The organism is Pseudolysinimonas kribbensis (assembly GCF_039531715.1).
Lineage (GTDB): Bacteria > Actinomycetota > Actinomycetes > Actinomycetales > Microbacteriaceae > Pseudolysinimonas > Pseudolysinimonas kribbensis.
The window spans coordinates 862674-885401 of record NZ_BAAAQO010000004.1 but is presented as its reverse complement, the minus strand read 5'-3'; the positions used below and the strand labels follow the sequence as shown (position 1 = coordinate 885401).

The following is a 22728-nucleotide window of genomic DNA, read 5'->3' as shown; positions in this document are numbered from 1 at the left end:
CTACTCGTTGACCTGGATGAGGATCTTGAGTTGGTCGCTTGGGGTCGACAGCACGTCGAAGCCCTGCGCGGCGATATCGTCGAGCCCGATCTTCGCCGTCACGATGTTCTCGAGCGGCAGTTGCCCTGCGCGCGTGAGCTCGACCGTCTCGTCCCACGCCTTGCGGGTGTAGCCGACGGTGCCGACCATCGTGAGGTCGAAGCGCGTGAGCCGGCGGACATCGACGGTGATGGGCCCCGGGTGCACCGACGGCACGCCGACGGTGCCGCCCGCGCGCACCGACGCGATGGCCGCCTCGTTCGAAGCGGGCTTGCCGGCCGCGTCGATGGCGACGTCGACGCCGAGACCGTCGGTCAGGTCGGCGAGGTAGCCCGGGATGTCGCCCGCAGCCGCGGCCGGCACCGCGATCCCGCCGAGACGCTCGATGAGCGCCGCACGGGAGGGGTTGGGCTCGAAGACGTGGACGGCCGCCGCGCCGAGCGCCTTGGCGGCGAGCATGCACAGCATCCCGATCGCCCCCGCCCCGACGACGAGCACCGTGTCGCCCGGGGCGACGCGAGCGTGCTGCACGGCGTTGAGAGCAACGGCCGCGGGCTCGATCACGGCGCCCGCGACGGTCGAGATGCCGCGCAGGGGGGCGAGTTGGTAGTGCTCGACCAGCACCTGCTGACCGAAGCCGCCCCAGGGGGAGCTCAGTCCGTTCCAGGCCTTGATGTCGCAGATCTGGTATTCGCCGCGCAGGCACGCCGCGCACTTCCCGCAGTGCAGCAGCGGGTACACCGCGACCTCGTCTCCGACCTCGACGCCCTGGATGCCGGAGCCGACCGCGTCGACCCGCGCCGAGAACTCGTGGCCGAGCGTGATCGGAAGGCCCGCGTACCCGGTGAGCGGATGCGGCTTGCTGTCCGCGGAGCCGCCGTGACCGGTGTACTCCTTGATGTCCGTCCCGCAAATGCCGCTCCAGAGCGGCGAGACGATGGCCTGGAGCGGGCCGGGATCGCCGGGAGCCGGAACCTCGTCGATTCGGATGTCGCCAGGGCCGTAGAGACGGGCCGCCCTCATCGGCGCCCGCGGGGAAGTGCTTGACATAGGGGTAAATCTATAAATTATTGTTCTGATGTCAAGGAGCAGATGCTCCGTCTGACCTGAGGAGCGAAGATGCCCAGAGGACGCCAGGACGCGTCGAAGATCCTGACCCTCGCCGGACACGCGGAGAGCGTGCTGCGCGAGATGATCTTCTCGGGCGAACTGCAACCGGGAGTCCGCATCTACGCGGACGAGACGGCCGAGAAGCTCGGGATGAGCGCGATCCCGGTGCGCGAGGCGCTGAGAACTCTCGCGTCGCGGGGTCTCGTGGAAGCGATCCCGCAGCGCGGCTTCCGCGTGCGCCCCGCCGATCGCGACGACTTCGCCGAGACCTACGATCTGCGTCTCATGCTCGATCCGCACGCGGCCCTGCTCGCCGTGCCGCTCATGGACGAGGCCTCGCTCGCCGCCATGGACCGCGCATTCGAGGCGCTCGCCGACACGATCCGCTCGGGCGACACCGAGAGCTACGACCACGATCACCGCGCCTTCCACTTCTCGATCTACAACCAGTGCGGATCGCGCTGGCTGCTCGACATCCAGGCGATGCTCTGGGAGAACAGCCAGCGCTACCAGCGCCTGTCGACGGGCATCCGCGGATCGGCGGAGCAGCGCATCGAAGAGCACCGCGCGATCGCCGACGCCTGCCGGCTCGGCGACGCCGAAGCGGTCGCGGCCCTCGTGCGCCGTCATCTCGAGCACACCCGCGAGGTCGTCTACGCGGCGCTCAGCGCCGAGGGGGAAAGGTGATGGCCGGGAGGTCGGGCCGCGCGGTCTGGTTCACCGGCCCCCGGCACATCGAGTTGCGCGAGACGGACGTGCGCAGCGCCGGTCCCACCGAGATCACCGTGCGCGCGACGCGTTCGCTCATCAGCGCCGGCACCGAGATGCTCGTCTACCGCGGCGACACCACGCCGGGCGACCGGATGCCGCCGAACTCGGAGGGCACGCTCCCCTTTCCGACGAAGTACGGCTACCAGATCGTCGGGGAGGTCGTCGACGCGGGGGCGGAGAGCGGGTACGCGGTCGGCGACCGGGTGTTCTGCCGGCATCCCCATCAGGATCTGTTCACCATCGACGCGCGCCCCGCGTACGTCGTGCGTGTGCCCGACGGCGTCGGCGACGCGGCGGCGACATTCCTCAACCTGACGCGCGTGGCGCTCACCGGCGTGCTCGACGTCCCGGTGAAGCCCGGCGAGACCGCCGTCGTGTTCGGCCAGGGGATCGTCGGCATGATGTGCGCGCGGATCGCGAACCTGGGCGCCGCCGCGACGATCGTCGTCGACCGGTTCGAGAAGCGCCGCGAGCTGGCCCTCCGCTACGGGATGGCCGCGGCCGTCGAGCCGCAGGACGTCGCCTCCGTCGTCGCGGAGCTCTCGCACGGCCGTGGCGCCGACATCGTCTACGAGGCGAGCGGGGCCCCGCCGGCGCTGCAGTCGGCGATCGAGATCGCCGCCGATCGTGGCGAGATCGTGGCGATCTCGCTCTATGGCAGCCACCTGGTGCCGCTGCGCCTGGCGCCGGAGTTCCACTTCCGCCGGCTGCGCATCACGAGCTCGCAGATGACCGACCAGCCGCGCTGGGACTGGGCGCGCCGCACCGAGGCCTCCTTCGAGCTGCTGCGACGCCTGCCGGTCGACGACATGGTGAGCCGCACCGTCGGATTCGACGATGCGGCCGACGCCTACGACATGGTCGACCGCGACCCGGCCAACGTGCTCGGCGTCGTGCTCGATTACGCGCGGGGATGATGTCGGCCCTCGCGCACATGTGCTAGAACGAGACACTGTATTCAAATAAAGCGATCCCCAGCCGACTCGATGAGGAGAGGGCGACGAAGATGACCGGCCGTCTGCAGGACCGCGTGGTGCTCATCACGGGCAGCGGTGGCGACATCGCGAAGGCGACGGCGCTCACGCTCGCCCGCGAAGGGGCGCGGATCGTCGGCACCGACATCGACGCCGCGCTGGCGGAGGCCACCACGACGGCGGTGCGGAATGCCGGGGGCGAGGCGGCATCCATCGCCCTGGACCTCTCCGACGACGCGGGCGCGCAGGAGTTCTCCCGCTTCGCGCTCGAGCGCTACGGGCGCATCGACGCGATCGTGAACAACGCCAAGGCGGCCAGGGCCGGCTCGGGGGAGTCCACCTCGCCCGACGCCTGGCGCTTCACCATCGACCGCAACCTGACGATGCCGTGGCTCGCGACCCGTGCGGCGATCCCCGCGATCCGCGCGGCGCAGGGCTCGATCGTCTTCATCGCGTCGGTGTCGGGCGCCTTGTTCGGCACCGGCTACCCCGGCAACACCACCAACCTCGTCGCATACTCCACCGCCAAGGCAGGCGTCCTGCGGCTCAGCGTCGCGCTCGCCAACGAGCTCGGCTCCGCGGGCGTTCGGGTCAACACGATCTCGCCGGGTGTCGTCGAGACCACCGCGACCCGCCGGACCTACGGCGATCCGGGTAGCCCACGCCGCGAGCTCGCCACCCGCCCGGCGCTGCTGCCGCAGCGCATCGGCCGTCCGCAGGACATCGCGAACGGCGTCCTCTTCCTCGTGTCCGACGAGGCGTCCTGGATCACGGGATCCGACCTGCGCATCGACGGCGGCTGGGCCGCATCGGGCGGCGTCGGGCCTGCGACCGACGCCGACCTGGCCACGGTCCGATAACTCAACATCGCACCCCTCGCATCAATCCGGGAATCGATTCAAAGGAGAAGACCCGATATGTCCGAGACCAGAGCACAGGCCGACAAGGCCGCCGAGACGGCGACTGTCGGCAGAGGCGTCGCCGCGACCGGCGAGACGGCGCCCACCCCCACCGTCGACAGGGGCGCGCTGCGCCGCGTCGTGGTGAGCGGCATCTTCGGCGGCATCATCGAATGGTTCGACTACTTCATCTACGCGCAGGCCGCCGCGCTCGTCTTCCCGACGATCTTCTTCCCGAACCAGAGCCCCATCGTCGGCGTCCTGCTGTCGTTCGGCGGCTTCGCGGTCGGGCAGTTCGCCCGGCCGATCGGTGCGCTCATCTTCGGGAACCTCGGCGACAAGTACGGCCGCAAGCCGGTGCTCGTCGCGACCTTCCTGCTCATGGGCATCTCCACCCTGCTCATGGGCTTCCTGCCGACCTACGCGGTCGTGGGCGTCGCGGCGCCGATCCTGCTCACCATCCTGCGCGTGGCGCAGGGCTTCGGGGCCGGAGCGGAGTTCGCGGGCGCGTCGATCATCATGCTCGAGTACGCGCCGAGGAACCGTCGCGGGCTGTTCGGCTCGGTGGGAACCGTCGGATCGTCGTCGGGCCTCATGCTGGGCACCCTCGTCTTCTTCCTGCTGCAGTACATGCCGCACGACGATCTGATCGCATGGGGCTGGCGCATTCCGTTCTTCTTCAGCGCGATCCTGGTGATCGTGGGCCTGTGGATCCGCTACCGGGTCAACGAGTCCCCGCTGTTCCAGAAGGTCGTCGAGAAGGAGCTCGTGCAGAAGGTGCCGCTGGCGACGGTGTTCCGCACCGAGTGGCGCTCGCTCATCCTCGTGTTCTGCCTCGCGGCGGGCGTGCAGATGGGCACCTACGTGTTCCTCACCTGGATCCTGTCGTACCTCAACGGCGTCAAGAGCCCGGCCGGCGCGCTGTTCTTCCAGCCGCAGGAGAGCACGTTCTTCGTGTTCCTCGCGGGCGTGTGCTCGGTCATCGGCACCCCGCTGTGGGGTCTGCTCTCCGACAAGCTCGGCCGCAAGGTCGTGTTCGGCGGCGCCGCGCTGCTCTCGGCGATCCTCGTGCTGCCGTACTTCCTGCTCATCAACACCGGCAACCCGGTCGCCGCGGCGTTCGCCGTCTGCCTGGTCGGCGGCGGCACCATCCAGATGATGGCCGGCGTGCAGGGGTCGCTGTTCGGCGAGGTGTTCTCCACGAAGATCCGCTACTCCGGGTTCGCGCTCGGACGCGAGATCTCGGCCGCGATCTTCGGCGGGCTCTCGCCGCTCATCGCGACCGCGCTCGTCGCCGCCAGCGGCGGTGCGTTCTGGGGCGTCGCGGTGTACGTCGCGGCGGTGTGCATCCTGACCTTCGTCGCGGTGCTCTTCGCCCGGGAGACGCACAAGCAGGAGCTCAGGCTCTAGCGAACCACGCGGGGTGAGGAGCGACCGCCGGCGGCGGCGCTCCTCACCCCGCGGTCACGCGTGACCGAGCCGCACCGAGAGCTGGTGGGCCGCCGCGATGACCGCGGCCGCGATGTCGGGCTCCTGCGCCGCGTCGAAGCGCTGCGCCGGCGAGGTGAACGCGATCGTGCCGCGGCAGGCGCCCGTGCCGTCGAAGAAGGGCGCCGCGATCGCCCCGCCCGTGAGCACGCGCTCCCCGTGGCTCACGGCGTAGCCGCGTGAGCGATCCGCGTGAGCGGCGGCGACGAGCTCCTCCGGGTCCGAGATCGTGTGCTCGGTCATCTCCGGCAGGCCGGTGCGCTTCGCGAACGCGCGGATCTCCTCGTCGGACATCGTCATGAGCACCGCGCGCCCGCCGGCGCCGGCGTGCAGCGGGGCCCGTTCCCCGGCGTCGATGACGTAGCGAAGCGGATGCGTCGTGTCGATCTTGTCGCGGAAGATGATCTCGTCGCCCTCGCGCACCGCGAGGTAGCAGGTCTCGTTGAACGTCGCCGCGAGTTCGCGCAGGATCGGCTCCGCCGCCTGCCAGAGCGTGTCACGGCTGTGGATGGTGGCCGCCAGCGCGAAGAGCTCGGGCCCGACCCGGAACCGTCCCGAGAACTCGTCCTGCTGGGCGATGTCGAGATCGGCCAGCTGCTCGAACAGCCGCGAGACGGCGCTCTTGTCGATGCCCAGTTCGCGCGCGAGCTCGCGCACGCCTATGCCCTCGGGGCGATCGGCGAGGGCGCGCAGCAGCATGACGACCTTGTCCGCGGTGTTGTGGCGGTTCCGGCGACGAACGGCGCTCGCCTCGTCGGCGTCGCGGGTCTCCTCGAGAGTCATCCGCCTCCTTGATCGCTAGCAGAACATTAGTCGCGAGCGCGGGCGAGCCCTTACAGCGCGTCCGCGCCGCCGAGCACGACGCTCGCGTGTCCGCCGAGCGTGAAGCCCATGCCGTGGGCGAGCGCGGTGCGCGCGCCGGCGACCTGGCGATCCCCGGCGCTGCCGCGCAGCTGCTGCACCGCCTCCGTGAGCAGGAACGCGCCGAGCATTCCCGGATGCACGAACGACAGACCGCCGCCGTTCGTGTTGAGCGGCAGCGCCCCCCCGGGACGGATCGCTCCGGACTCGACGAACGCGCCGCCCTCACCCTTGGCGCAGAAGCCGAGGTCCTCCAGGAGCACGAGCAGGCTCATCGTGAAGGCGTCGTACACCTCGGCGACGTCGATGTCGTCCGGCCCGAGTCCCGCCATCTCGTACGCCCGTCGCGCGCTGTCGCGGGCCCGGGTCGTCGTGAGGTCGGGCATCCCGGTGATGTTGCGGTGATCGGCCGCCTCGCCGGCGCCGAGCACGTAGACGGGGTCGTTCGGGAGGTCGCGCGCGCGCTCGGCGCTCGTCACGACCAGGGCCGCGGCGCCGTCGGTCACGAGGCAGCAGTCGAGGCGATGGACGGGCGTGGAGATCATCGGCGAGCCGAGCACGTCGTCGACGGTGAGCACGCGATCCCGGTGCGGCGCCCGGGGATTGCGCGCCGACCACTCCCGCGCGGCGACGGCCACCTGCGCGAACTGCTCCGGCGTGGTGCCGAACTCGTGCATGTGGCGGTTCGCGATGAGCCCGATCGGGCTGATCGGATGCAGCATGCCGTAGGGCCGCTCGTACTCGAGCCACTCGGAGCCGCTCATGAGGGCACCCCGGTCCGTGCGCTGGGTCGAGCCATAGGCGATGAGCGCGTAATCGCACAGCCCGGCCGTGATCGCCGCCGCCGCATGCCCGAGGTACGCCTCGAACGAGCATCCGCCGATCACGGTCGAGTCGCTGTAGCGCGGCGTGAGGCCGAAGTACTCGGCGAAGGTGAGACTCGGCGCGTAGTAATAGGGCGTCGTCGTGAACAGGCCGTCGATCTGGTCTTTCCGCACGCCCGCATCGAGGATGGCGGCCCGGGCGGCCTCGGCCATGAACCCGGCGGGCGAGCGGTCGCCGGCGGGCTCCGCGAGCTCGGCGATGCCGACGATCGCGATCTCGCCCCGCAGGCGGTGCGCCCCGCTCATCGCGCGTCCGCCCCGCCGGCCGGCTCGCCGTCGGCGGAGACGAAGCGCACGCCGTCGGCTGCGACCTCTGCGCCGACGCGATCGCCGATCCGGAGGCCGTCAGCGAGGTCGCCGATGATCCGGATGCCCTCGTCCAGGTCGACGAGGGCGACGGTGTACGGCAGCTCGGCCTCCCGGTCCGGATGCCCCGCGCGGTGCAGGGTCGTGAGGCTGTGCACCGCGCCGCGTCCGGCCGAGCGCGCCCATCGCAGCGCGCCGCTCATGCACGCGGGGCACACGGTGCGCGGGTACCAGATCGCCGCCCCGCACTCCTCGCAGACCTGGAAGGCGATCGCGCCCGCGGCGAGCGCGCGCCGAGCACGCTCCTCCTCGCCGCGGGGGCTCGCCATGGGCACTCGGGACATCGAGACCGCCTTCCACTCCGCTCGAATTACGAGACAGCGTTGCAACATAATAGAAGAAGCCGACCTGCGGCCGCCGAACGAGAGGACTCTCCGTGCCCGATATCTCCACCGTCCGCGACTACATGACGAAGTACAGCAACTGGGGCCGCTGGGGCGACGACGACGAACTCGGCACGCTCAACCACGTGACGCCGGAGATCCGGGCGCGCGCGGCGTCACTCGTCAAGTCCGGCAGGCCGTTCTCCCTGGCGTTGCCGTTCGACGAGAACGGGCCGCAGCGCGGCACCTTCAACCGGTTCAACCCGATCCATCTCATGACCCGCGACGGAGCCGACGCGATCGCCGGCACGCTCGTCCGCGACTTCTACGGCAACCACGACCGCCACTTCGGCGCGACCGACGACCTCGTGATCCTGCCGCTGCAGGCCGGGACCCAGTGGGACTCGCTCGCCCACGTCATCTACCAGGGGCAGATCTATAACGGGTACAGCGCGGACCAGGTCTCAAGCAAGGGCGCCCTGCGCAACGACATCACGCACGCGGCTGTCGAACCGGCGGGCCGCGGCATCCTGCTCGACATCGCCCGGCTCAAGGGCGTCGACTGGCTCGAGGGCGGCACGGCGATCACCGGCGACGATCTCGACGCGGCGCTCGAGAAGCAGGGCATCACGGTGCAGACGGGCGACTTCGTGCTCATCCGGACGGGTGCCATGACCGAGGTGCGCGCGCGCGGGTCGTGGGGCGAGTACGCCGGAGGAGCGGCGGCCGGTCTCGGCCTCGAGGCCATCGACTGGATCGCCCGTCACGAGATCGCGGCGGTCGCGACCGACACGTGGGGCATGGAGGTGCTGCCGAACCAGACGCCGGACGTGTTCCAGCCGCTGCACCTCGTGCTCATCGTGCAGATGGGACTGCTCGTGGGGGAGATCTGGGACCTCGACGCGCTCGCGGCCGACTGCGCCGATGACGGCGTCTACGAGTTCTTCTTCGTCGGTCCGGCCCTGCCGTTCACGAACGCCGTCGCGTCGCCGCTGAACCCACTCGCGATCAAGTGATGGATGCCGGGGTCGGCCACGAGGCGACGGGGCGAGTCGGTGGCCCGCTGGACGACCTGCTCGTCGTCGACCTGACGCGCGCGCTCGCCGGTCCGCACGCCGCGATGATGCTCGCCGACCTCGGTGCCCGCGTCATCAAGATCGAGAACCCGGGCGGCGGCGACGACACCCGGTCGTGGGGGCCGCCGTTCGTGGGTCCGGGCGAGTCGATCTCCACGTACTACCTCTCGGCGAACCGCAACAAGGAGTCGGTGATCCTCGACCTCAAGGACCCGAGCGATCTCGCCGTGCTGACCTCGATGATCCGCCGGGCGGATGTGCTGCTGGAGAACTTCCGCCCGGGCGTGCTCGACCGGCTGGGGTTCTCGATCGAGCGGCTGGCCGAGCTCAACCCGCGGCTCGTGACGCTGTCGATCTCCGGGTTCGGGCACGACGGGCCCGAGGGCGCGCGCGCCGGGTACGACCAGATCGCCCAGGGGGAGGCCGGCATCATGTCGGTCACCGGACCCGGCCCGGGCGACCCCACCAAGGTCGGTGTGCCGATCGGGGATGTCGTCGCCGGCATGTACGGCGCATACGGCGTGCTCGCGGCGCTCCACGAGCGCGAGCGCACCGGCCGCGGGTCGGTCGTGCGCACGTCGCTGCTGGCGTCACTCGTCGGGGTGCACGCGTTCCAGGGCACGGTGTGGACGGTCGCGCACGAGGTGCCGGTCGCCCAGGGTGCTCACCATCCGTCGATCTGCCCCTACGGCCTCTTCCACGCCTCCGACGGGCCTGTGCAGATCGCGGTCGGCTCGGAAGCCCTGTGGCGCGCGTTCGCGCCGGCGTTCGGCCTGCCGGTGGACGCGCCGGGCTTCGCGACCAACGCCGACCGGGTGCGGAACGCCCCGGAGGTCCGTCGAGCGGTCGACGCCACGTTCGCATCGTGGCGGGCCGAGGAGTTGCTCGCCGAGCTCGCCCGTCTCGGCATCCCCGCGGGACGGGTGCGCGACCTCCGGCAGACCTACGAGTGGGAGCAGACCCGCAGCCAGGGGCTCGTCGTCGAGGTCGAGCATCCGGTGCTCGGCCCCATCGAGCTGCCGGGACCGCCGCTGCGGCACTTCGCTGCGGACGGATCCGAGTGGCGGCGGCAGCACACGGCGCCGCCGCCGTACGGGCAGCACACCGACGCGGTGCGGGAGGAGTTCACAGGGTCATGAGCGATCGGCGGAGCGCGCGGGAATTGCTCCATCTGGTGCTGGATGCCGACAGCTTCGTCTCATGGGACGTGCCCGTCGCGGATCCGGTGGATGCCGTCCCCGCCTACCGCGCCTCGCTCGCCCGAGCCCGCGAGCGCACCGGTCTCGACGAGGCAGTGCTGACCGGCCGCGGAACCATCGGCGGGGTATCCGTTGCCGTGGTGGTGAGCGAATTCGGATTCCTGGGCGGCTCGGTGGGGGTGGCCTGTGCGGACCGCATCGAGGCCGCGGCCCGTCGCGCGACGCGCGAGGCGCTGCCGCTGCTCGCGGCGCCGGCGTCCGGCGGCACCCGGATGCAGGAGGGCACGATCGCGTTCCTGCAGATGGTGCGGATCTCGGCGGCGATCCTGGACCACAAGACCGCGGGACTGCCATATCTCGTCTATCTGCGTGATCCGACCACCGGAGGCGTGCTGGCGTCGTGGGCGTCGCTCGGGCACGTGACCGTGGCCGAGCCCGGCGCGCTCATCGGCTTCCTCGGCCCCCGGGTGAGCGAGGCGATCACGGGGGAGGCCTTTCCCGACGGCGTGCAGCGCGCCGAGAACCTCGCCGCGCACGGCATCATCGACGCCGTCGTGCCGCCGGAGGCGCTCGGTGCCCTCGCCGCGCGGGCCCTGCGCCTGATCGGTGGTCGAGGAGCGCCGCAGGCGCGTGTCGAAACCACGTCCTCGTCCGGCCGTGTTCTCGACACGCGGACAGAGCCGGCCGCCCGACCAGCGGATTCCGTGTGGGACGACGTCCTCCGCACCCGGGACCCCCGCCGCCCGGGCATCCGGCAGCTGCTGCGATACGCCGCCTCGAACGTCCTCCCGCTCTCCGGCACGGCGGAGGGGGAGCAGCACCCCGGCGTGCTGACCGCCCTCGCGCGTCTCGCGGACACCGCCTGCGTCGTGGTGGCGCAGGATCGCGCGACGCAGCGTCGTCGCGAACCGATCGGCCCCGGAGCCCTGCGGCAGGTGCGACGCTGCATCGCTCTCGCGAGCGAGCTGCGGCTGCCGCTCGTCACCGTCATCGACACCCCGGGCGCGGCGCTCTCCCGCGAAGCGGAGGAGGGTGGTCTGGCGGGGGAGATCGCGCGGTGCCTGAGCGACCTGCTCCGGCTCCCGTCGCCGACCGTGTCGCTCCTGCTCGGCGAGGGGGCGGGAGGAGCCGCGCTCGCCCTCCTCCCCGCCGATCGGGTCGTCGCGGCCGAGCACTCGTGGCTCGCGCCGCTCCCGCCCGAGGGCGCGAGCGCGATCCTGCACGGCGGCGACATCTCGTTCGCGCCGGAACTGGCCGCGGCCCAGGGCGTCGCGGTCGCCCGACTGCAGGAGGCCGGGGTCGTGGACCTGATCGTGCCCGAGTCGCCGGATGTTGCGACGTTCTCGCGCGACCTCGTGCGTGCGGTCTCGGCGGCGCTCGCGGAGGCCGCGGACGAGCCGTGGTCGCTGCGTGCTCCCCGGCGTGCGCAGCGGTACCGCCGCGGGCAGTGAGTCGCGCGTGCCTGCGCCGCCTCAGCGGACGCCGAGCCAGCGGCGCCAGCCGCGGGCGCGACGCGACTCAGCCTCCTCGGCCGCCTCGCGTTCTCGTCGCTCGGACGCCTCGCGCAGCCGCGTCGTGCGGCGAGCCGCCCAGCGTTGCACCTCGGCGTCGAGGTCACGCGTGGGCGTGATGACCGGGGGACCGCCCTGCAGCTGGCGTCGGGCCTCCACCACCCGTCGGTTGAAGTCATCCAGGTGCTCGCGCACCGCCGACTCGGAGGCGAGGGCGTCGAGCCGCTCGTCGAGCTGCGCATCCTCGGTCCGCAGCGTCAGGGCCGGCGGGCCGAGTCCGCTCAGGCGTTCGCGCTCGATCTTGCTGCGGATCCACCAGTCCGGATCGTGCGTGTGGCGCATCCGGAGGGGCTTGCCGGCGCCCGGAAGGTCGTCGAATTCACGCCGGCGCATCGCCTGCTGGATGCTGATCTCGACGAAGTGGGCACGCCGGTTCATCGATTCGCGCGCGGCCGCGCCCTCGTGGTCGATCGGCTCCGGTTCCTCGGGCCGTCCCGGTGAGGCCATACTTCGACCCTAGACATCGAAATCCGTCATCGGGAGGCGTTCCGCCCGACCGGTTCGCGAAACTATTGTGGATCCTGCGCGACTTTTCTCTGCGCCACCACCCCCGCTTCGATCTCGACGAGGAGAAGACATGTCGACCACCCCGCTGCGGGTCGCCCTGATCGGCACCGCGTTCATGGGACGCGCGCACTCCCAGGCCTGGCGGGTCGCCCCGCGCATGTTCGAGCTGCCCCGCGACGTGGAGATGTCGGTCATCGTCGGGCGCGACGCCGGTCGCACCGAGGCGGCCGCCCGGCAGCAGGGTTGGCACGAGGCCGCGACCGACTGGAAGCAGGTCGTCGAGCGCGACGACATCGACGTCGTCGACATCTGCACCCCGGGCGACAGCCACGAGGAGATCGCGCTCGCCGCGCTCGCGGCGGGCAAGCACGTGCTGTGCGAGAAGCCGCTCGCCAACACCGTCGCCGAGGCCGAGCGCATGGCCGACGCCGCCCGCGACGCGGCCACCCGCGGCGTGCTGGCGATGTGCGGCTTCAGCTACCGCCGCACCCCGGCTGTCGCGCTCATGCAGCGCATCGTCGCCCAGGGCCGGCTCGGCGACATCCGGCACGTGCGCGCCCAGTACCTGCAGGACTGGATCAGCGACCCCGACGCCCCGCTCACCTGGCGCCTCGACAAGGAGAAGGCGGGCTCCGGCGCGCTCGGCGACATCGGCGCGCACATCATCGACTCGGCGCAGTGGATCTCGGCCTCCCTGATCACGGCCGTCTCGGCCCAGCTGCGCACCTTCGTCACCTCCCGCCCGGTGCAGGGCGAGAGCGTGGGTCTCGGCGGCCGCGGCGCGTCGGGCGCGGAGCGCGGGCCGGTCACCGTCGACGACGCCGCCGTGTTCACGGCCGACTTCGACAACGGCGCCCTCGGCGTCTTCGAGGCGACCCGGATGGCGCTCGGCCGCAAGAACGCGAACCGCATCGAGCTGAACGGCTCGAAGGCGTCGATCGCGTTCGACTTCGAGCGCATGAACGAGCTCGAGTACTTCAGCGCCGACGACGAGACGGGCCTGCAGGGCTTCCGTCGCATCCAGGTCACCGAGCCGGAGCACCCGTACCTGGAGGCCTGGTGGCCGGCCGGGCACGGACTCGGCTACGAGCACGCGTTCGTGCACGAGGTCGTCGACCTGGTGCGCGCGATCGACGCGGGTTCCGAGATCCATCCCACGTTCGACGACGCCGCGCAGGTTCAGCGTGTGCTCGCGGCGGTGGAGACCAGTGCCGGCGACGAGAGCCGGCTGACGAAGGTGGAGAAGAAGTGAGCGAGCGCAAGGCGCTGGTCGTCCGAGGCGGCTGGGACGGGCATCAGCCCGTCGAGGCGACCAACCTGTTCATCCCGTTCCTCGAGCAGAACGGCTTCGAGGTGCGGATCGAGGAGTCCAACGAGATCTACACCGACGAGGCGGTGATGGACGAGACCGACCTCGTGCTGCAGCTCGTGACGATGTCGACGATCTCGCGCGAGGCCCTCGCCGGGCTCCGTCGCGCCGTCGAGCAGGGCGGGACCGGCATGGCCGGGTGGCACGGCGGCATCGCCGACTCGTACCGCAACAGCGAGTGGTACCTGCAGATGATCGGCGGGCAGTTCGCGGTGCATCCCTCGAAGGCCCCGGACCAGGTGCACGGCGACATGGACGACAACTACCTGCGCTACACCGTGAACCTGACCGACCTCGGCCGCTCGCACGAGATCATGGCCGGGATCGACGACTTCGAGCTCGAGACCGAGCAGTACTGGGTGCTGCACGACGACCTCAACGACGTGCTCGCCACGACGACCCACCCGGTGCAGCCCTACCACCCGTGGCACCGGCCGATCGTCTCGCCGGCGATCTGGACCCGACTGTGGGGCGAGGGCCGCATCTTCGTCTCGACCCCGGGCCACCGGGTCGAGATCCTGCAGGACCCCAACGTGAAGACCATCATCGAGCGCGGCCTCCTGTGGGCCGCCCGCGCGGTGGAGCTGTAAGTGAAGGCCATTTCTGGCCTTCACCGCGACCCCAGCGCCGGCCGCCGTCTCGGCAGCCGGTCAACCAAGGAGGAACAGTGAGCGCCCCCATCTCCGTCCAGCTCTACAGCGTGCGCGACGCGCTCGCCGCGGACCGGCCGGGAACCCTGGCTCGCCTGCGCGAGCTGGGCTTCACACAGGTGGAGCCCTTCGGGTTCGCGAACGGCCCGGACGCGCTGCACGCCGACCTGGAGGCCGCCGGTCTCGGCGTCTCGTCGGGGCACACCTCGCTCGTCGACGCCGACGCGGATGCCGCGCTCGACGCCGCGGCTCTGCTCGGCATCCCGGTCGCCATCGAGCCCGCCGTGCGCGACGTCTGGACCGACGCCGACGAGGTCAAGCGCGTCGCCGCCCGCCTCAACGACCTCGCCGCACAGGCCGCCGGCCGCGGCCTCAAGGTCGGCTACCACAACCACTGGTGGGAGTTCGAGCCGCTCGGCGAGGGCACCGCGTACGACCTGTTCGTGAGCGAGCTCGCGCCCGAGGTCGTGCTCGAGGTCGACACCTACTGGGCGACGGTCGGCGGACAGGACGCGCCGGAGCTGCTGCGCCGCCTGGGCGATCGGGTCGGGTTCCTGCACGTGAAGGACGGGTCGCTCAGCGAGGACCCGACCGAGCAGCTGCCGGTCGGCAGCGGCAAGGTGCCGGTGGCCGACATCCTGGCCGCGGCGCCCGGCGCCGTGCGCGTGCTGGAGTTCGACGCCTACGCGGGCGATCTGTTCGAGGGCCTCGCCGAGGGCCTCGCATTCGTGACGAAGACCGAGGGGGACCGCGCGTGAGCGGAACGGGCAGGGTCGGCGTCGGCATCATCGGAGCCGGCGTCATCAGCAGGCAGTACCTGGACTACATGACGACGTTCCCGGACCTCGACGTGCGGTTCATCGCCGACATCGCGCTGGACCGGGCGCAGGAGCAGGCCGAGAAGTACGGCGTCGCGGGCTCCGGCACGGTCGACGAGCTGCTGGCGGATGACGGCATCGAGATCGTCGTCAACCTGACGATCCCGGCGGCGCACGTGCCGGTGGGGCTGCAGATCCTCGACGCCGGCAAGCACATCTGGGCCGAGAAGCCGTTCGCGCTCGACCGCGAGTCGGGGCAGCAGCTGCTCGCCCGAGGGCGGGAGAAGGGCCTGCGCGTCGCGAGCGCGCCGGACACCGTGCTCGGGCGCGGCATCCAGACCTCCCTGCGCGCGATCGACGCGGGCGAGATCGGAACGCCGGTCACCGCGCGGGCGGTGTTCCGCAGCTCCGGGCCGGAGCCGTGGCACCCGAACCCGGACTTCTACTACCAGCCCGGCGGCGGACCGCTGCTGGACATGGGGCCCTACTACCTCACCTCGCTCGTGCAGGCCCTCGGGCCGGTCGCGCGGGTGCAGGGCCGGGCCACCCGGGCGCGCACGGAGCGCGTCATCGGCTCCGGCCCCCGCGAGGGCGCGGTGCTGCAGGTGGACGTCGACACCCAGGTGTACGGGATCCTCGAGTTCGAGGAGGGGGCGGTCGCCCAGGTCGAGTTCAGCTTCGACAGCGCGTTCGCCTACACCCCGGTGCTCGAGGTGCTCGGCGACCAGGGCGCCATGGTGCTGCCCGATCCGAACCAGTTCCACGGCGACACGGAGGTGTTCCCGTGGGGCGGGACGCCGGTGACCAAGAAGGTCGGCGAGCAGCCCGGCCGCGGTACGGGTGTGCTGGAGCTCGCCCGCGCCATCCGGGCCGACGTGCCGGAGCGGGCATCCGGAGCGCTGGCCTACCACGTGCTCGACGTCATGCTCTCGCTCGGCGAGGCCGCGACCTCCGGGGCCGTGGTCGAGGTCGCCAGCACCACCGCGCGCTCGCCGCGCATGCCCGAGGACTGGGACCCGACGGTCGCCACCCTGTAGGACGCTCTAGCCGCAGCTCGAGGAGGAAGCCATGAGCACGCATCCGGTCACCCTGTTCACCGGCCAGTGGGCCGACCTGTCGCTCGAGGAGGTGGCGGCGCACGCGCAGGAGTGGGGCTACGACGGCCTCGAGGTCGCGTGCGGGTCGCACCTCGACGTGCAGCGCGCCGTCGAGGACGACGCGTACCTCGCCGAGTTCCGTGCCGTGCTCGACCGGCACGAGCTGAAGCTGTTCGCGATCTCGAACCACCTGTCGGGCCAGGCGACGTGCGACGACCCGATCGACTTCCGGCACGAGGCGATCGTGCCGAAGCGCGTGTGGGGCGACGGCGAGCAGGAGGGCGTGCGGCAGCGTGCGGCCGAGGAGATGAAGCTCACGGCGCGCGCCGCGCGCCGGCTCGACGTCGACACGGTGATCGGCTTCACGGGCTCGTCGATCTGGCAGTACGTGGCGATGTTCCCGCCGGTGCCGGGCGAGGTGATCGACAAGGGCTACGAGGACTTCGCGAAGCGCTGGAACCCGATCCTCGACGTGTTCGATTCCGAGGGCGTGCGCTACGCGCACGAGGTGCACCCGTCGGAGATCGCGTACGACTACTACACGTCGCTGCGCACCCTCGAGGCGATCGACCACCGGAAGAGCTTCGGGTTCAACTGGGACCCGTCGCACATGATGTGGCAGTACATCGACCCGGTGACCTTCATCCTCGACTTCGCCGACCTGATCTTCCACGTCGACTGCAAGGACACCCGCCTGAAGCCGCGCAACGGTCGCTACGGCGCGCTGTCGTCGCACCTGCCGTGGGGCGACCCGCGGCGCGGTTGGGACTTCGTCTCGACCGGGCACGGCGACGTGCCGTGGGAGGACTGCTTCCGGGCGCTGCGCAAGATCGGCTACACCGGCCCGATCTCGGTCGAGTGGGAGGACTCCGGCATGGACCGCCTGCGCGGCGCGGCCGAGGCCGTCGGCTTCATCCGCTCGCTGCTGTGGGAGCTGCCGACCACCTCCTTCGACGCGGCGTTCTCGACGAAGGACTGACCCGCCCCGCGCGTCCGATCCACCGTTTGCCATCCAATGCGCCGTCCGCGGTGCCGATCGGATGGCAAACAGGCGATCGGATGCGGTGAAGCCGGGCATTGCGTACCGGACACCTGTCTGGGACACTCGTCCCACTATGGCCCGCATCGCCGCCGCCGACCGTCGTGCCCGTCTCGCCGAGGCGGCGCTGACGGTCGCGGCGCGCGACGGGCTGGCCGCGGCATCCACGCGGGCGATCGTGGCCGAGGCCGGGATGCCGCTCGCGAGCTTCCACTACGCCGTCCCGTCGCGCGACGAGCTGCTGCGCGACGTCGTGGGGCTCGTCGTCGCGCAGGAGGGCGACGCGGCGGGCGCCCTGCTCGGCGACGCCGCCGACGTGCGCGGCGCGCTGCGCGACGCCCTCGGCGGCTATCTCGCGCTCGTGCGCCGCGATCCCGGTCGCGAGCAGGCGATGTTCGAGCTGACCCAGCACGCGCTCCGCACGCCCGGTTTGCACGATCTGCCGGCCGAGCAGTATGCGCGCTATCACGCGGTCGCGGCGGCGCTGCTCGAGACCGGCGCGGCCCGGCTCGGTATCCGCTGGGCGGTCCCCGTGGCCGACCTCGCGCGGCTCGTCGTCGGGATCACCGACGGCGCCACGCTCGCGTGGCTCGCCGACCGCGACGATGCGGCCGCCGAGCGCGTGCTCGACCTGGCCGCCGATGCCCTCGCCGTCTTCGCAGCACCCGACACCGGATCGAAGGAGACCCGATGACCGAGACCGCTTCCGCCGCCGGAACCCCCGCCGCCCTCGCCGAACCACGGCGCCGCGTCGGCGGGAGGTGGATCGCCGCGTTCGCCGCCGCGTGGCTCGGCGTCTGGATGGCGCAGCTCGCACCGTTCCAGCAGCTTCTGCCGCTCCAGGTCGAGCGACAAGTCGGCGACACCCCGTGGCAGGACTCGGTGCTCGCGTTCGGCGTGATCTCCGGTATCGCGGGGGTGTGCGCGATCGTCGCCTACCCGCTCACCGGCGCGCTGAGCGACCGCACGACCTCGCGATTCGGGCGCCGCCGCCCGTGGATCGCCGGGGGAGCGCTGCTGTTCGCCCTCGCGGTGTTCGTGCTCGGCTTCCAGAACGAGCTGGTCGGCCTCGGCATCTGCTGGGCCCTCGCGATCGTCGGATTCTGCGTGCTCACCGCGGCGCTGACCGCCACGATCTCCGACCAGGTGCCGGTCGGTCAGCGCGGGGTGGTGGCCGCGTTCATCTCGGCGCCGCAGGCGGTCGGCATCATCCTCGGCATCGTGCTCGTCACGTTCGTCTTCGTGGGCGACGTGGCCGGCTACACGGCGCTCGCCGTGCTGCTCGTGCTGCTCGTCATCCCGTTCCTGGTGCTCGCCCCGGATGCCCGCCTCGCCCGCGCCGACCGCCCGCCGTTCACGCTCGCCGCCCTCATCGAGGGCATGTGGGTGTCGCCCCGCGCGCATCCGGACTTCGGCTGGACGCTGCTCGGCCGCATCCTCGTCAACATCGGCAACGCCCTCGGCACCGGGCTGCTGCTGTACTTCCTCGAGTTCGGCCTGCACCTGAAGGCCGCGGACGCCAACGACGCCCTGCTCGAGCTCGTGCTCGTCTACATGGTGTTCATCGTGATCGCGTCGCTGGTCGGCGGGCGGCTCTCCGACCGGATCGGGCGGCGCAAGCCGTTCGTGATCGTCGCCGCGATCCTGCAGGCGGTCGCCGCCCTCCTGCTCGGGCTGGTGCCCGTCTTCGGGGTCGCGATGGTCGGCGGGGCGCTGCTCGGCCTCGGCTACGGCAGCTTCCTCGCCGTCGACCAGGCGCTCGCCACCCAGGTGCTGCCGGATCCCGCCGACCGCGGCAAGGACCTCGGCATCATGAACATCGCGCTCGCCGTGCCGCAGGCTCTCGCCCCCCTGCTCGGCGCCTTCGTGGTCGTGAGCCTCGGCGGATTCGTGACGCTGTTCCTGCTCTCCGGGCTCGCCACGATCCTCGGCGCGCTCGCCATCCTCCCGATCAGGAGCGTGCGATGAAACTGAATCTCGAGACGCGGCCCGAGTCGGCGCCGTGGCGGCATCCGGAGACCTATTGGCCCGCGCTGACCGCGGCCACCCTGAAGCGCTCGGCGCCCGTCGGCGTCATCGGGCTCGAGGCGCTCGCGTCGAACGCGCACGACCTGCTGGAGCGGGCGCAGGGCACGCCGATCCGGGTCGCGTCGAAGTCGGTTCGCGTGCGCGGCGTGCTGGATGCCGTGCTCGCGCTGCCCGGATTCCGGGGCGTCATGGCGTACACGCTCGCCGAGGCGATCTGGCTCGCCGACACGGGCGACGAGCGCTACGAGGACATCCTGGTCGGCTACCCGACCGCCGACCGCACCGCGATCGCACGCCTCGCCTCCGACGAGAAGCTCGCCGCCCGCATCACCCTCATGGTCGATGACATCGCCCAATTGGTCCTCGTCGACGCCGTGGCACCCCCGAATGCGCGCAATGAACTCCGGATCGCGGTCGAGCTCGACGCGTCGTACCGTGCGCCGCTGCTCGGGCATATCGGCGTGCGGCGCTCGCCGCTGCACGAACCCGAGGCGGTCGTCGCGCTCGCGACCGAGGTGGTGCGCCGGCCGGGCTTCCGGCTGGTCGGGATGATGGCGTACGAGGCGCAGATCGCCGGCGTCGTGAACAAGGGTCACCCCGTCATCCGCCGCATGCAGGCGTCGTCGGCGACGGAGCTCGCGGAGCGCCGTGGCCGCGCCGTCGCGGGCGTGCGCCGCCTCGCCGAGCTGGAGTTCGTCAACGGGGGCGGCACCGGGTCGATCGAGTCGACCCGGCTCGACGAGTCTGTGACGGAGGTGGCCGCAGGCTCCGGGCTGTTCGGCCCGCACCTGTTCGACGGATACACGCGCTTCGCGCCCGCGCCCGCGGCCGCCTTCGCGCTCGACGTCGTGCGCCGGCCGACCATCGACATCGCGACGGTGCTCGGCGGCGGCTGGATCGCCTCCGGGCCGGCGGCGGCCGACCGCCTGCCGCAGGTGGTGTGGCCGCAGGGGCTCACCATGCTCGCGCGCGAGGGCGCCGGCGAGGTGCAGACGCCGCTGCTCGGCGAGGCCGCCCGCACCCTGCACGTCGGCGACCGGGTCTGGCTGCGGCACACCAAGGCGGGCGAGATCAGCGAGCACCTGGATGCCTTCGCCGTCGTCGAGGACGGCCGCGTCGTCGGCACCCTGCCCACCTACCGCGGAGAGCGGAAGACCTTCCTGTGAGCCCGACCTGGCGCAACTGGGGGCGGTCGGCGGTCGCGCATCCGGTGGAGATCGCGCGACCGGGAAGCGCGGAGGAGGTCGCGGCCGTCGTGCGGGAAGCACGCGAGCGCGGACTGACCGTCAAGGCGATCGGCGCCGGCCACAGCTTCACCGCGATCGCCGCCGCCGACGGCGTGCAGGTCGACGTCTCGGCGCTGGGCGGCATCCGGCGCATCGACGGCGACCTCGTCACGATCGGCGCGGGCACCCGCCTCCACGACCTCACCCGGATGCTCCACACGCACGGCCTCGCGCTCGAGAACATGGGCGACATCGACCGGCAGACGCTCGCCGGAGCGACGAGCACCGGCACGCACGGCACGGGTGCGCGCTTCGGCGGGCTGGCGACCCGGATCGCGGGGGCGACGCTCGTGACGGCCGGCGGCGGCATCCTGACCGTCTCCGAGCGCGAGAACGCCGAGCTGCTGGGGGCGGTGCAGCTCGGCCTCGGGGCCCTGGGCATCCTGACCGACATCACCGTGCGCGCGGTGCCCGCTTTCCTGCTGCACGCGATCGAGCGGCCCGCCGGGCTCGAGGAGGTGCTCGACGACTTCGAGCCGCGCATGACCGCCGCCGACCACGTCGAGTTCTACTGGTGGCCGCACACCGAGCGCGTCATGACCAAGCAGAACACCCGCCTGCCCGCGGATGCCGAGCGCCGCCCCGTCGGACCGCTCGCCAACTGGATCGAGGAGCGGCTGCTGTCCAACGTGGTGCTGGCCGCCAAGTGCGCGGTCGGCCGCGTCGTGCCGGCGCTCACGCCGCCGATCAACCGGCTCGCGACCCGGGTCTACGGCGACCGCGAGTACGTCGACCACTCGCACGAGGTGTTCACGGCGCCGCGCGATGTGCGGTTCCGTGAGCTGGAGTACGCGCTGCCGCGCGCAGCCGTGCCCTCGGCGCTGCGCGAGCTGCGGCGGGCGATCGACGATGCCGGATGGCGCATCGAGTTTCCGGTGGAGGTGCGGGTGGCCGCGCGCGACGACACGTGGCTGTCGACCTCGTACGGCCGCGACTCCGGCTACATCGCGGTGCACCGCTCGATCCGCGAGGACCCGGCCGCCTACTTCGCGGCCGCCGAGCGGATCTTCCTCGCGCACGACGGCCGGCCCCATTGGGGCAAGATGCACACGCTGGGGCGAGCGGAGCTCGAGCCGCGCTACCCGCGCTTCGCGGACTTCCTCGCTGTGCGCGGGCGTCTCGACCCGGAGCACGTCTTCACGAACCCGTACCTCGACCGCGTGCTGAGCTAGACGACGGCGATCGCCCGCACGTCGTCGCGCGCGAGCCGCGCGCGGCCGCCGAGCGCCGCGAGCTCGAGCGCGACCGACACGCCCGCGACCTGGAGCCCCGCGTCGGCGAGCAGCCCCAGCGCCGCCTCGAGGGTGCCGCCGGTGGCGAGCACGTCATCCACCAGCAGCACGCGCGAGCCGCGCGGCAGCTCGTCGCGGTGCAGCTCCAGCGCCGCGGTGCCGTACTCGAGCGCGTACTCGCGCCGGTACACCGCGCGCGGGAGCTTGCCCGCCTTGCGGATGAGCACGAGACCGGTGCCGCTCACCGCCGCGGCGGCCGCCGCCAGCGCGAACCCGCGCGCCTCGACCCCGGCGATCGCGTCGTAGGGTCCGTGCGCGGAGGCCGCGAGCTCCGACGCGACCGCGCGCAGGGCATCCGGATCGGCCAGCACCGGCGTCAGATCGCGGAACAGGATGCCGGGCTCGGGGAAGCCGGGCACGGTCGCGATCAGTCGATCCAGGGCCTCGCTCGCAGCGCTCACCCGGTCAAGGCTAGGCGCGCTCATAGGCGGCCGGGGGTCGCGTCCCCTACCATGAGCCCATGCTCACCGGACTCATCATCCTGATCGTCGTGATCGTGGCCCTCGTGCTCATCATCGGCATCTACCTCTGGGCCACCTACAACGGACTGGTCAAGATGAACGTCCGCGTCGACGAGGCGTGGAGCGACATCACGGTGCAGCTCAAGCGCCGAGCCGACCTGATCCCGAACCTCATCGAGACCGTGAAGGGCTACGCCGCGCACGAGTCCGGCGTGTTCCAGAAGGTCACCGAGGCGCGCGCCGCGACCCTCTCCGCGCAGGGCCCGGCCGAGGCCGGCAAGGCCGAGAACCAGATGCAGTCGGCCCTGAAGTCGATCTTCGCCGTCGCCGAGGCGTACCCGCAGCTGCAGGCCAGTCAGAACTTCCTGCAGCTCCAGGCGGAGCTCGTCGACACCGAGGACAAGATCCAGGCCTCGCGCCGGTTCTACAACGGCGGCGTGCGCGAGCTCAACACCAAGATCAAGGTCTTCCCGAACACGCTGTTCGTGCGGGGGCTCGGATTCACGGAGCGCGAGTTCTTCGAGGTCGACGAGCCGTCGGCCATCGCCGAGCCGCCGCGCGTGCAGTTCTGACCGACGTCTTCCCGACACTGACACCGCAGCACCGGAGAGGTTGATCGC

General features: G+C 71.6%; 23 protein-coding genes. 17 read left to right on the top strand and 6 right to left on the bottom strand.

Annotation, left to right across the window (positions count from 1 at the left end; translation table 11 throughout):
* A complete protein-coding gene (locus ABD285_RS14990; RefSeq protein ID WP_344203260.1) occupies positions 1 to 1089 on the bottom strand; it encodes an alcohol dehydrogenase catalytic domain-containing protein in 1089 nt (362 codons plus the stop codon).
* 69 nt (positions 1090 to 1158) lie between these two features.
* Here ABD285_RS14990 and ABD285_RS14985 point away from each other — a divergent pair, with 69 nt between their 5' ends.
* The 4 genes from ABD285_RS14985 to ABD285_RS14970 all read left to right on the top strand — a co-directional run bounded on the left by ABD285_RS14985 (position 1159) and on the right by ABD285_RS14970 (position 5203).
* Complete coding sequence (locus ABD285_RS14985; protein ID WP_284254824.1) at positions 1159 to 1836, top strand: GntR family transcriptional regulator; 678 nt, start codon at positions 1159 to 1161, stop codon at positions 1834 to 1836.
* On the top strand, positions 1836 to 2837 hold the full coding sequence (locus ABD285_RS14980) for a zinc-dependent alcohol dehydrogenase (protein WP_284255719.1): 1002 nt from the start codon (positions 1836 to 1838) through the stop codon (positions 2835 to 2837). Before ABD285_RS14985 ends, ABD285_RS14980 begins: the two co-directional genes overlap by 1 nt.
* Positions 2838 to 2926: 89 nt before the next feature.
* Positions 2927 to 3754, top strand: coding sequence for an SDR family NAD(P)-dependent oxidoreductase (locus ABD285_RS14975; RefSeq protein ID WP_344203257.1), 828 nt, complete (start codon positions 2927 to 2929; stop codon positions 3752 to 3754).
* A gap of 57 nt (positions 3755 to 3811) precedes the next feature.
* Positions 3812 to 5203, top strand: coding sequence for an MFS transporter (locus ABD285_RS14970; RefSeq protein ID WP_284254827.1), 1392 nt, complete (start codon positions 3812 to 3814; stop codon positions 5201 to 5203).
* 54 nt (positions 5204 to 5257) lie between these two features.
* On the opposite strand, the gene ABD285_RS14965 is transcribed toward ABD285_RS14970, so the two are convergent.
* Genes ABD285_RS14965 through ABD285_RS14955 form a run of 3 tightly spaced genes read right to left on the bottom strand, consistent with a single transcriptional unit; the run spans position 5258 to position 7676 of the window.
* On the bottom strand, positions 5258 to 6064 hold the full coding sequence (locus tag ABD285_RS14965) for an IclR family transcriptional regulator (RefSeq protein WP_284254828.1): 807 nt from the start codon (positions 6062 to 6064) through the stop codon (positions 5258 to 5260).
* 50 nt (positions 6065 to 6114) lie between these two features.
* A complete protein-coding gene (locus tag ABD285_RS14960) occupies positions 6115 to 7272 on the bottom strand; it encodes an acetyl-CoA acetyltransferase (RefSeq protein WP_344203255.1) in 1158 nt (385 codons plus the stop codon).
* Positions 7269 to 7676, bottom strand: a complete 408-nt coding sequence (locus tag ABD285_RS14955; protein WP_284254831.1) for a Zn-ribbon domain-containing OB-fold protein — start codon at positions 7674 to 7676, stop codon at positions 7269 to 7271. The genes ABD285_RS14960 and ABD285_RS14955 overlap by 4 nt, the downstream gene beginning before the upstream one ends.
* Positions 7677 to 7768: 92 nt before the next feature.
* Between ABD285_RS14955 and ABD285_RS14950 the strand changes: the two genes are divergently transcribed.
* The 3 genes from ABD285_RS14950 to ABD285_RS14940 are packed head-to-tail and all read left to right on the top strand — an operon-like array spanning position 7769 to position 11441.
* Positions 7769 to 8731, top strand: coding sequence for a cyclase family protein (locus ABD285_RS14950; RefSeq protein WP_284254832.1), 963 nt, complete (start codon positions 7769 to 7771; stop codon positions 8729 to 8731).
* Positions 8731 to 9930 carry a CaiB/BaiF CoA transferase family protein gene (locus ABD285_RS14945; RefSeq protein ID WP_344203252.1) on the top strand — a complete coding sequence of 400 codons (1200 nt, stop codon included), beginning with the start codon at positions 8731 to 8733 and terminating at the stop codon, positions 9928 to 9930. The genes ABD285_RS14950 and ABD285_RS14945 overlap by 1 nt, the downstream gene beginning before the upstream one ends.
* Complete coding sequence (locus tag ABD285_RS14940) at positions 9927 to 11441, top strand: carboxyl transferase domain-containing protein (RefSeq protein WP_344203250.1); 1515 nt, start codon at positions 9927 to 9929, stop codon at positions 11439 to 11441. The genes ABD285_RS14945 and ABD285_RS14940 overlap by 4 nt, the downstream gene beginning before the upstream one ends.
* Positions 11442 to 11462: 21 nt before the next feature.
* On the opposite strand, the gene ABD285_RS14935 is transcribed toward ABD285_RS14940, so the two are convergent.
* Positions 11463 to 12008, bottom strand: coding sequence for a DnaJ family domain-containing protein (locus tag ABD285_RS14935; RefSeq protein WP_344203248.1), 546 nt, complete (start codon positions 12006 to 12008; stop codon positions 11463 to 11465).
* A gap of 130 nt (positions 12009 to 12138) precedes the next feature.
* On the opposite strand from ABD285_RS14935, the gene ABD285_RS14930 reads away from it, so the two are divergent.
* From ABD285_RS14930 to ABD285_RS14890, 9 genes are all read left to right on the top strand, one after another.
* A complete protein-coding gene (locus tag ABD285_RS14930; protein WP_284254834.1) occupies positions 12139 to 13320 on the top strand; it encodes a Gfo/Idh/MocA family protein in 1182 nt (393 codons plus the stop codon).
* Positions 13317 to 14027, top strand: coding sequence for a ThuA domain-containing protein (locus tag ABD285_RS14925; RefSeq protein WP_284254835.1), 711 nt, complete (start codon positions 13317 to 13319; stop codon positions 14025 to 14027). The genes ABD285_RS14930 and ABD285_RS14925 overlap by 4 nt, the downstream gene beginning before the upstream one ends.
* A 77-nt stretch (positions 14028 to 14104) precedes the next feature.
* Entirely contained in the window at positions 14105 to 14845 is a 741-nt protein-coding gene (locus ABD285_RS14920) for a sugar phosphate isomerase/epimerase family protein (RefSeq protein WP_284254836.1), read from the top strand.
* The gene (locus ABD285_RS14915; RefSeq protein ID WP_284254837.1) at positions 14842 to 15942 is read left to right on the top strand and encodes a Gfo/Idh/MocA family protein; all 1101 of its coding nucleotides are present in this window, start codon (positions 14842 to 14844) and stop codon (positions 15940 to 15942) included. The genes ABD285_RS14920 and ABD285_RS14915 overlap by 4 nt, the downstream gene beginning before the upstream one ends.
* 31 nt (positions 15943 to 15973) lie before the next feature.
* Positions 15974 to 16981, top strand: a complete 1008-nt coding sequence (locus ABD285_RS14910) for a sugar phosphate isomerase/epimerase family protein (RefSeq protein ID WP_284254838.1) — start codon at positions 15974 to 15976, stop codon at positions 16979 to 16981.
* Between the two features lie 136 nt (positions 16982 to 17117).
* The gene (locus ABD285_RS14905) at positions 17118 to 17735 is read left to right on the top strand and encodes a TetR/AcrR family transcriptional regulator (RefSeq protein ID WP_284254839.1); all 618 of its coding nucleotides are present in this window, start codon (positions 17118 to 17120) and stop codon (positions 17733 to 17735) included.
* A complete protein-coding gene (locus ABD285_RS14900; protein WP_344203236.1) occupies positions 17732 to 19009 on the top strand; it encodes an MFS transporter in 1278 nt (425 codons plus the stop codon). The genes ABD285_RS14905 and ABD285_RS14900 overlap by 4 nt, the downstream gene beginning before the upstream one ends.
* Positions 19006 to 20235, top strand: coding sequence for an alanine racemase (locus ABD285_RS14895; protein ID WP_344203234.1), 1230 nt, complete (start codon positions 19006 to 19008; stop codon positions 20233 to 20235). The genes ABD285_RS14900 and ABD285_RS14895 overlap by 4 nt, the downstream gene beginning before the upstream one ends.
* Positions 20232 to 21527 carry a D-arabinono-1,4-lactone oxidase gene (locus ABD285_RS14890; RefSeq protein ID WP_284254841.1) on the top strand — a complete coding sequence of 432 codons (1296 nt, stop codon included), beginning with the start codon at positions 20232 to 20234 and terminating at the stop codon, positions 21525 to 21527. Before ABD285_RS14895 ends, ABD285_RS14890 begins: the two co-directional genes overlap by 4 nt.
* Here the strand turns inward: ABD285_RS14890 and ABD285_RS14885 are convergent.
* Entirely contained in the window at positions 21524 to 22072 is a 549-nt protein-coding gene (locus ABD285_RS14885) for an adenine phosphoribosyltransferase (protein ID WP_284254842.1), read from the bottom strand. The two genes, ABD285_RS14890 and ABD285_RS14885, sit on opposite strands and share 4 nt — an antisense overlap.
* Positions 22073 to 22107: 35 nt before the next feature.
* Between ABD285_RS14885 and ABD285_RS14880 the strand changes: the two genes are divergently transcribed.
* Entirely contained in the window at positions 22108 to 22680 is a 573-nt protein-coding gene (locus ABD285_RS14880) for a LemA family protein (protein WP_284254843.1), read from the top strand.
* Positions 22681 to 22728 lie beyond the last annotated feature (48 nt).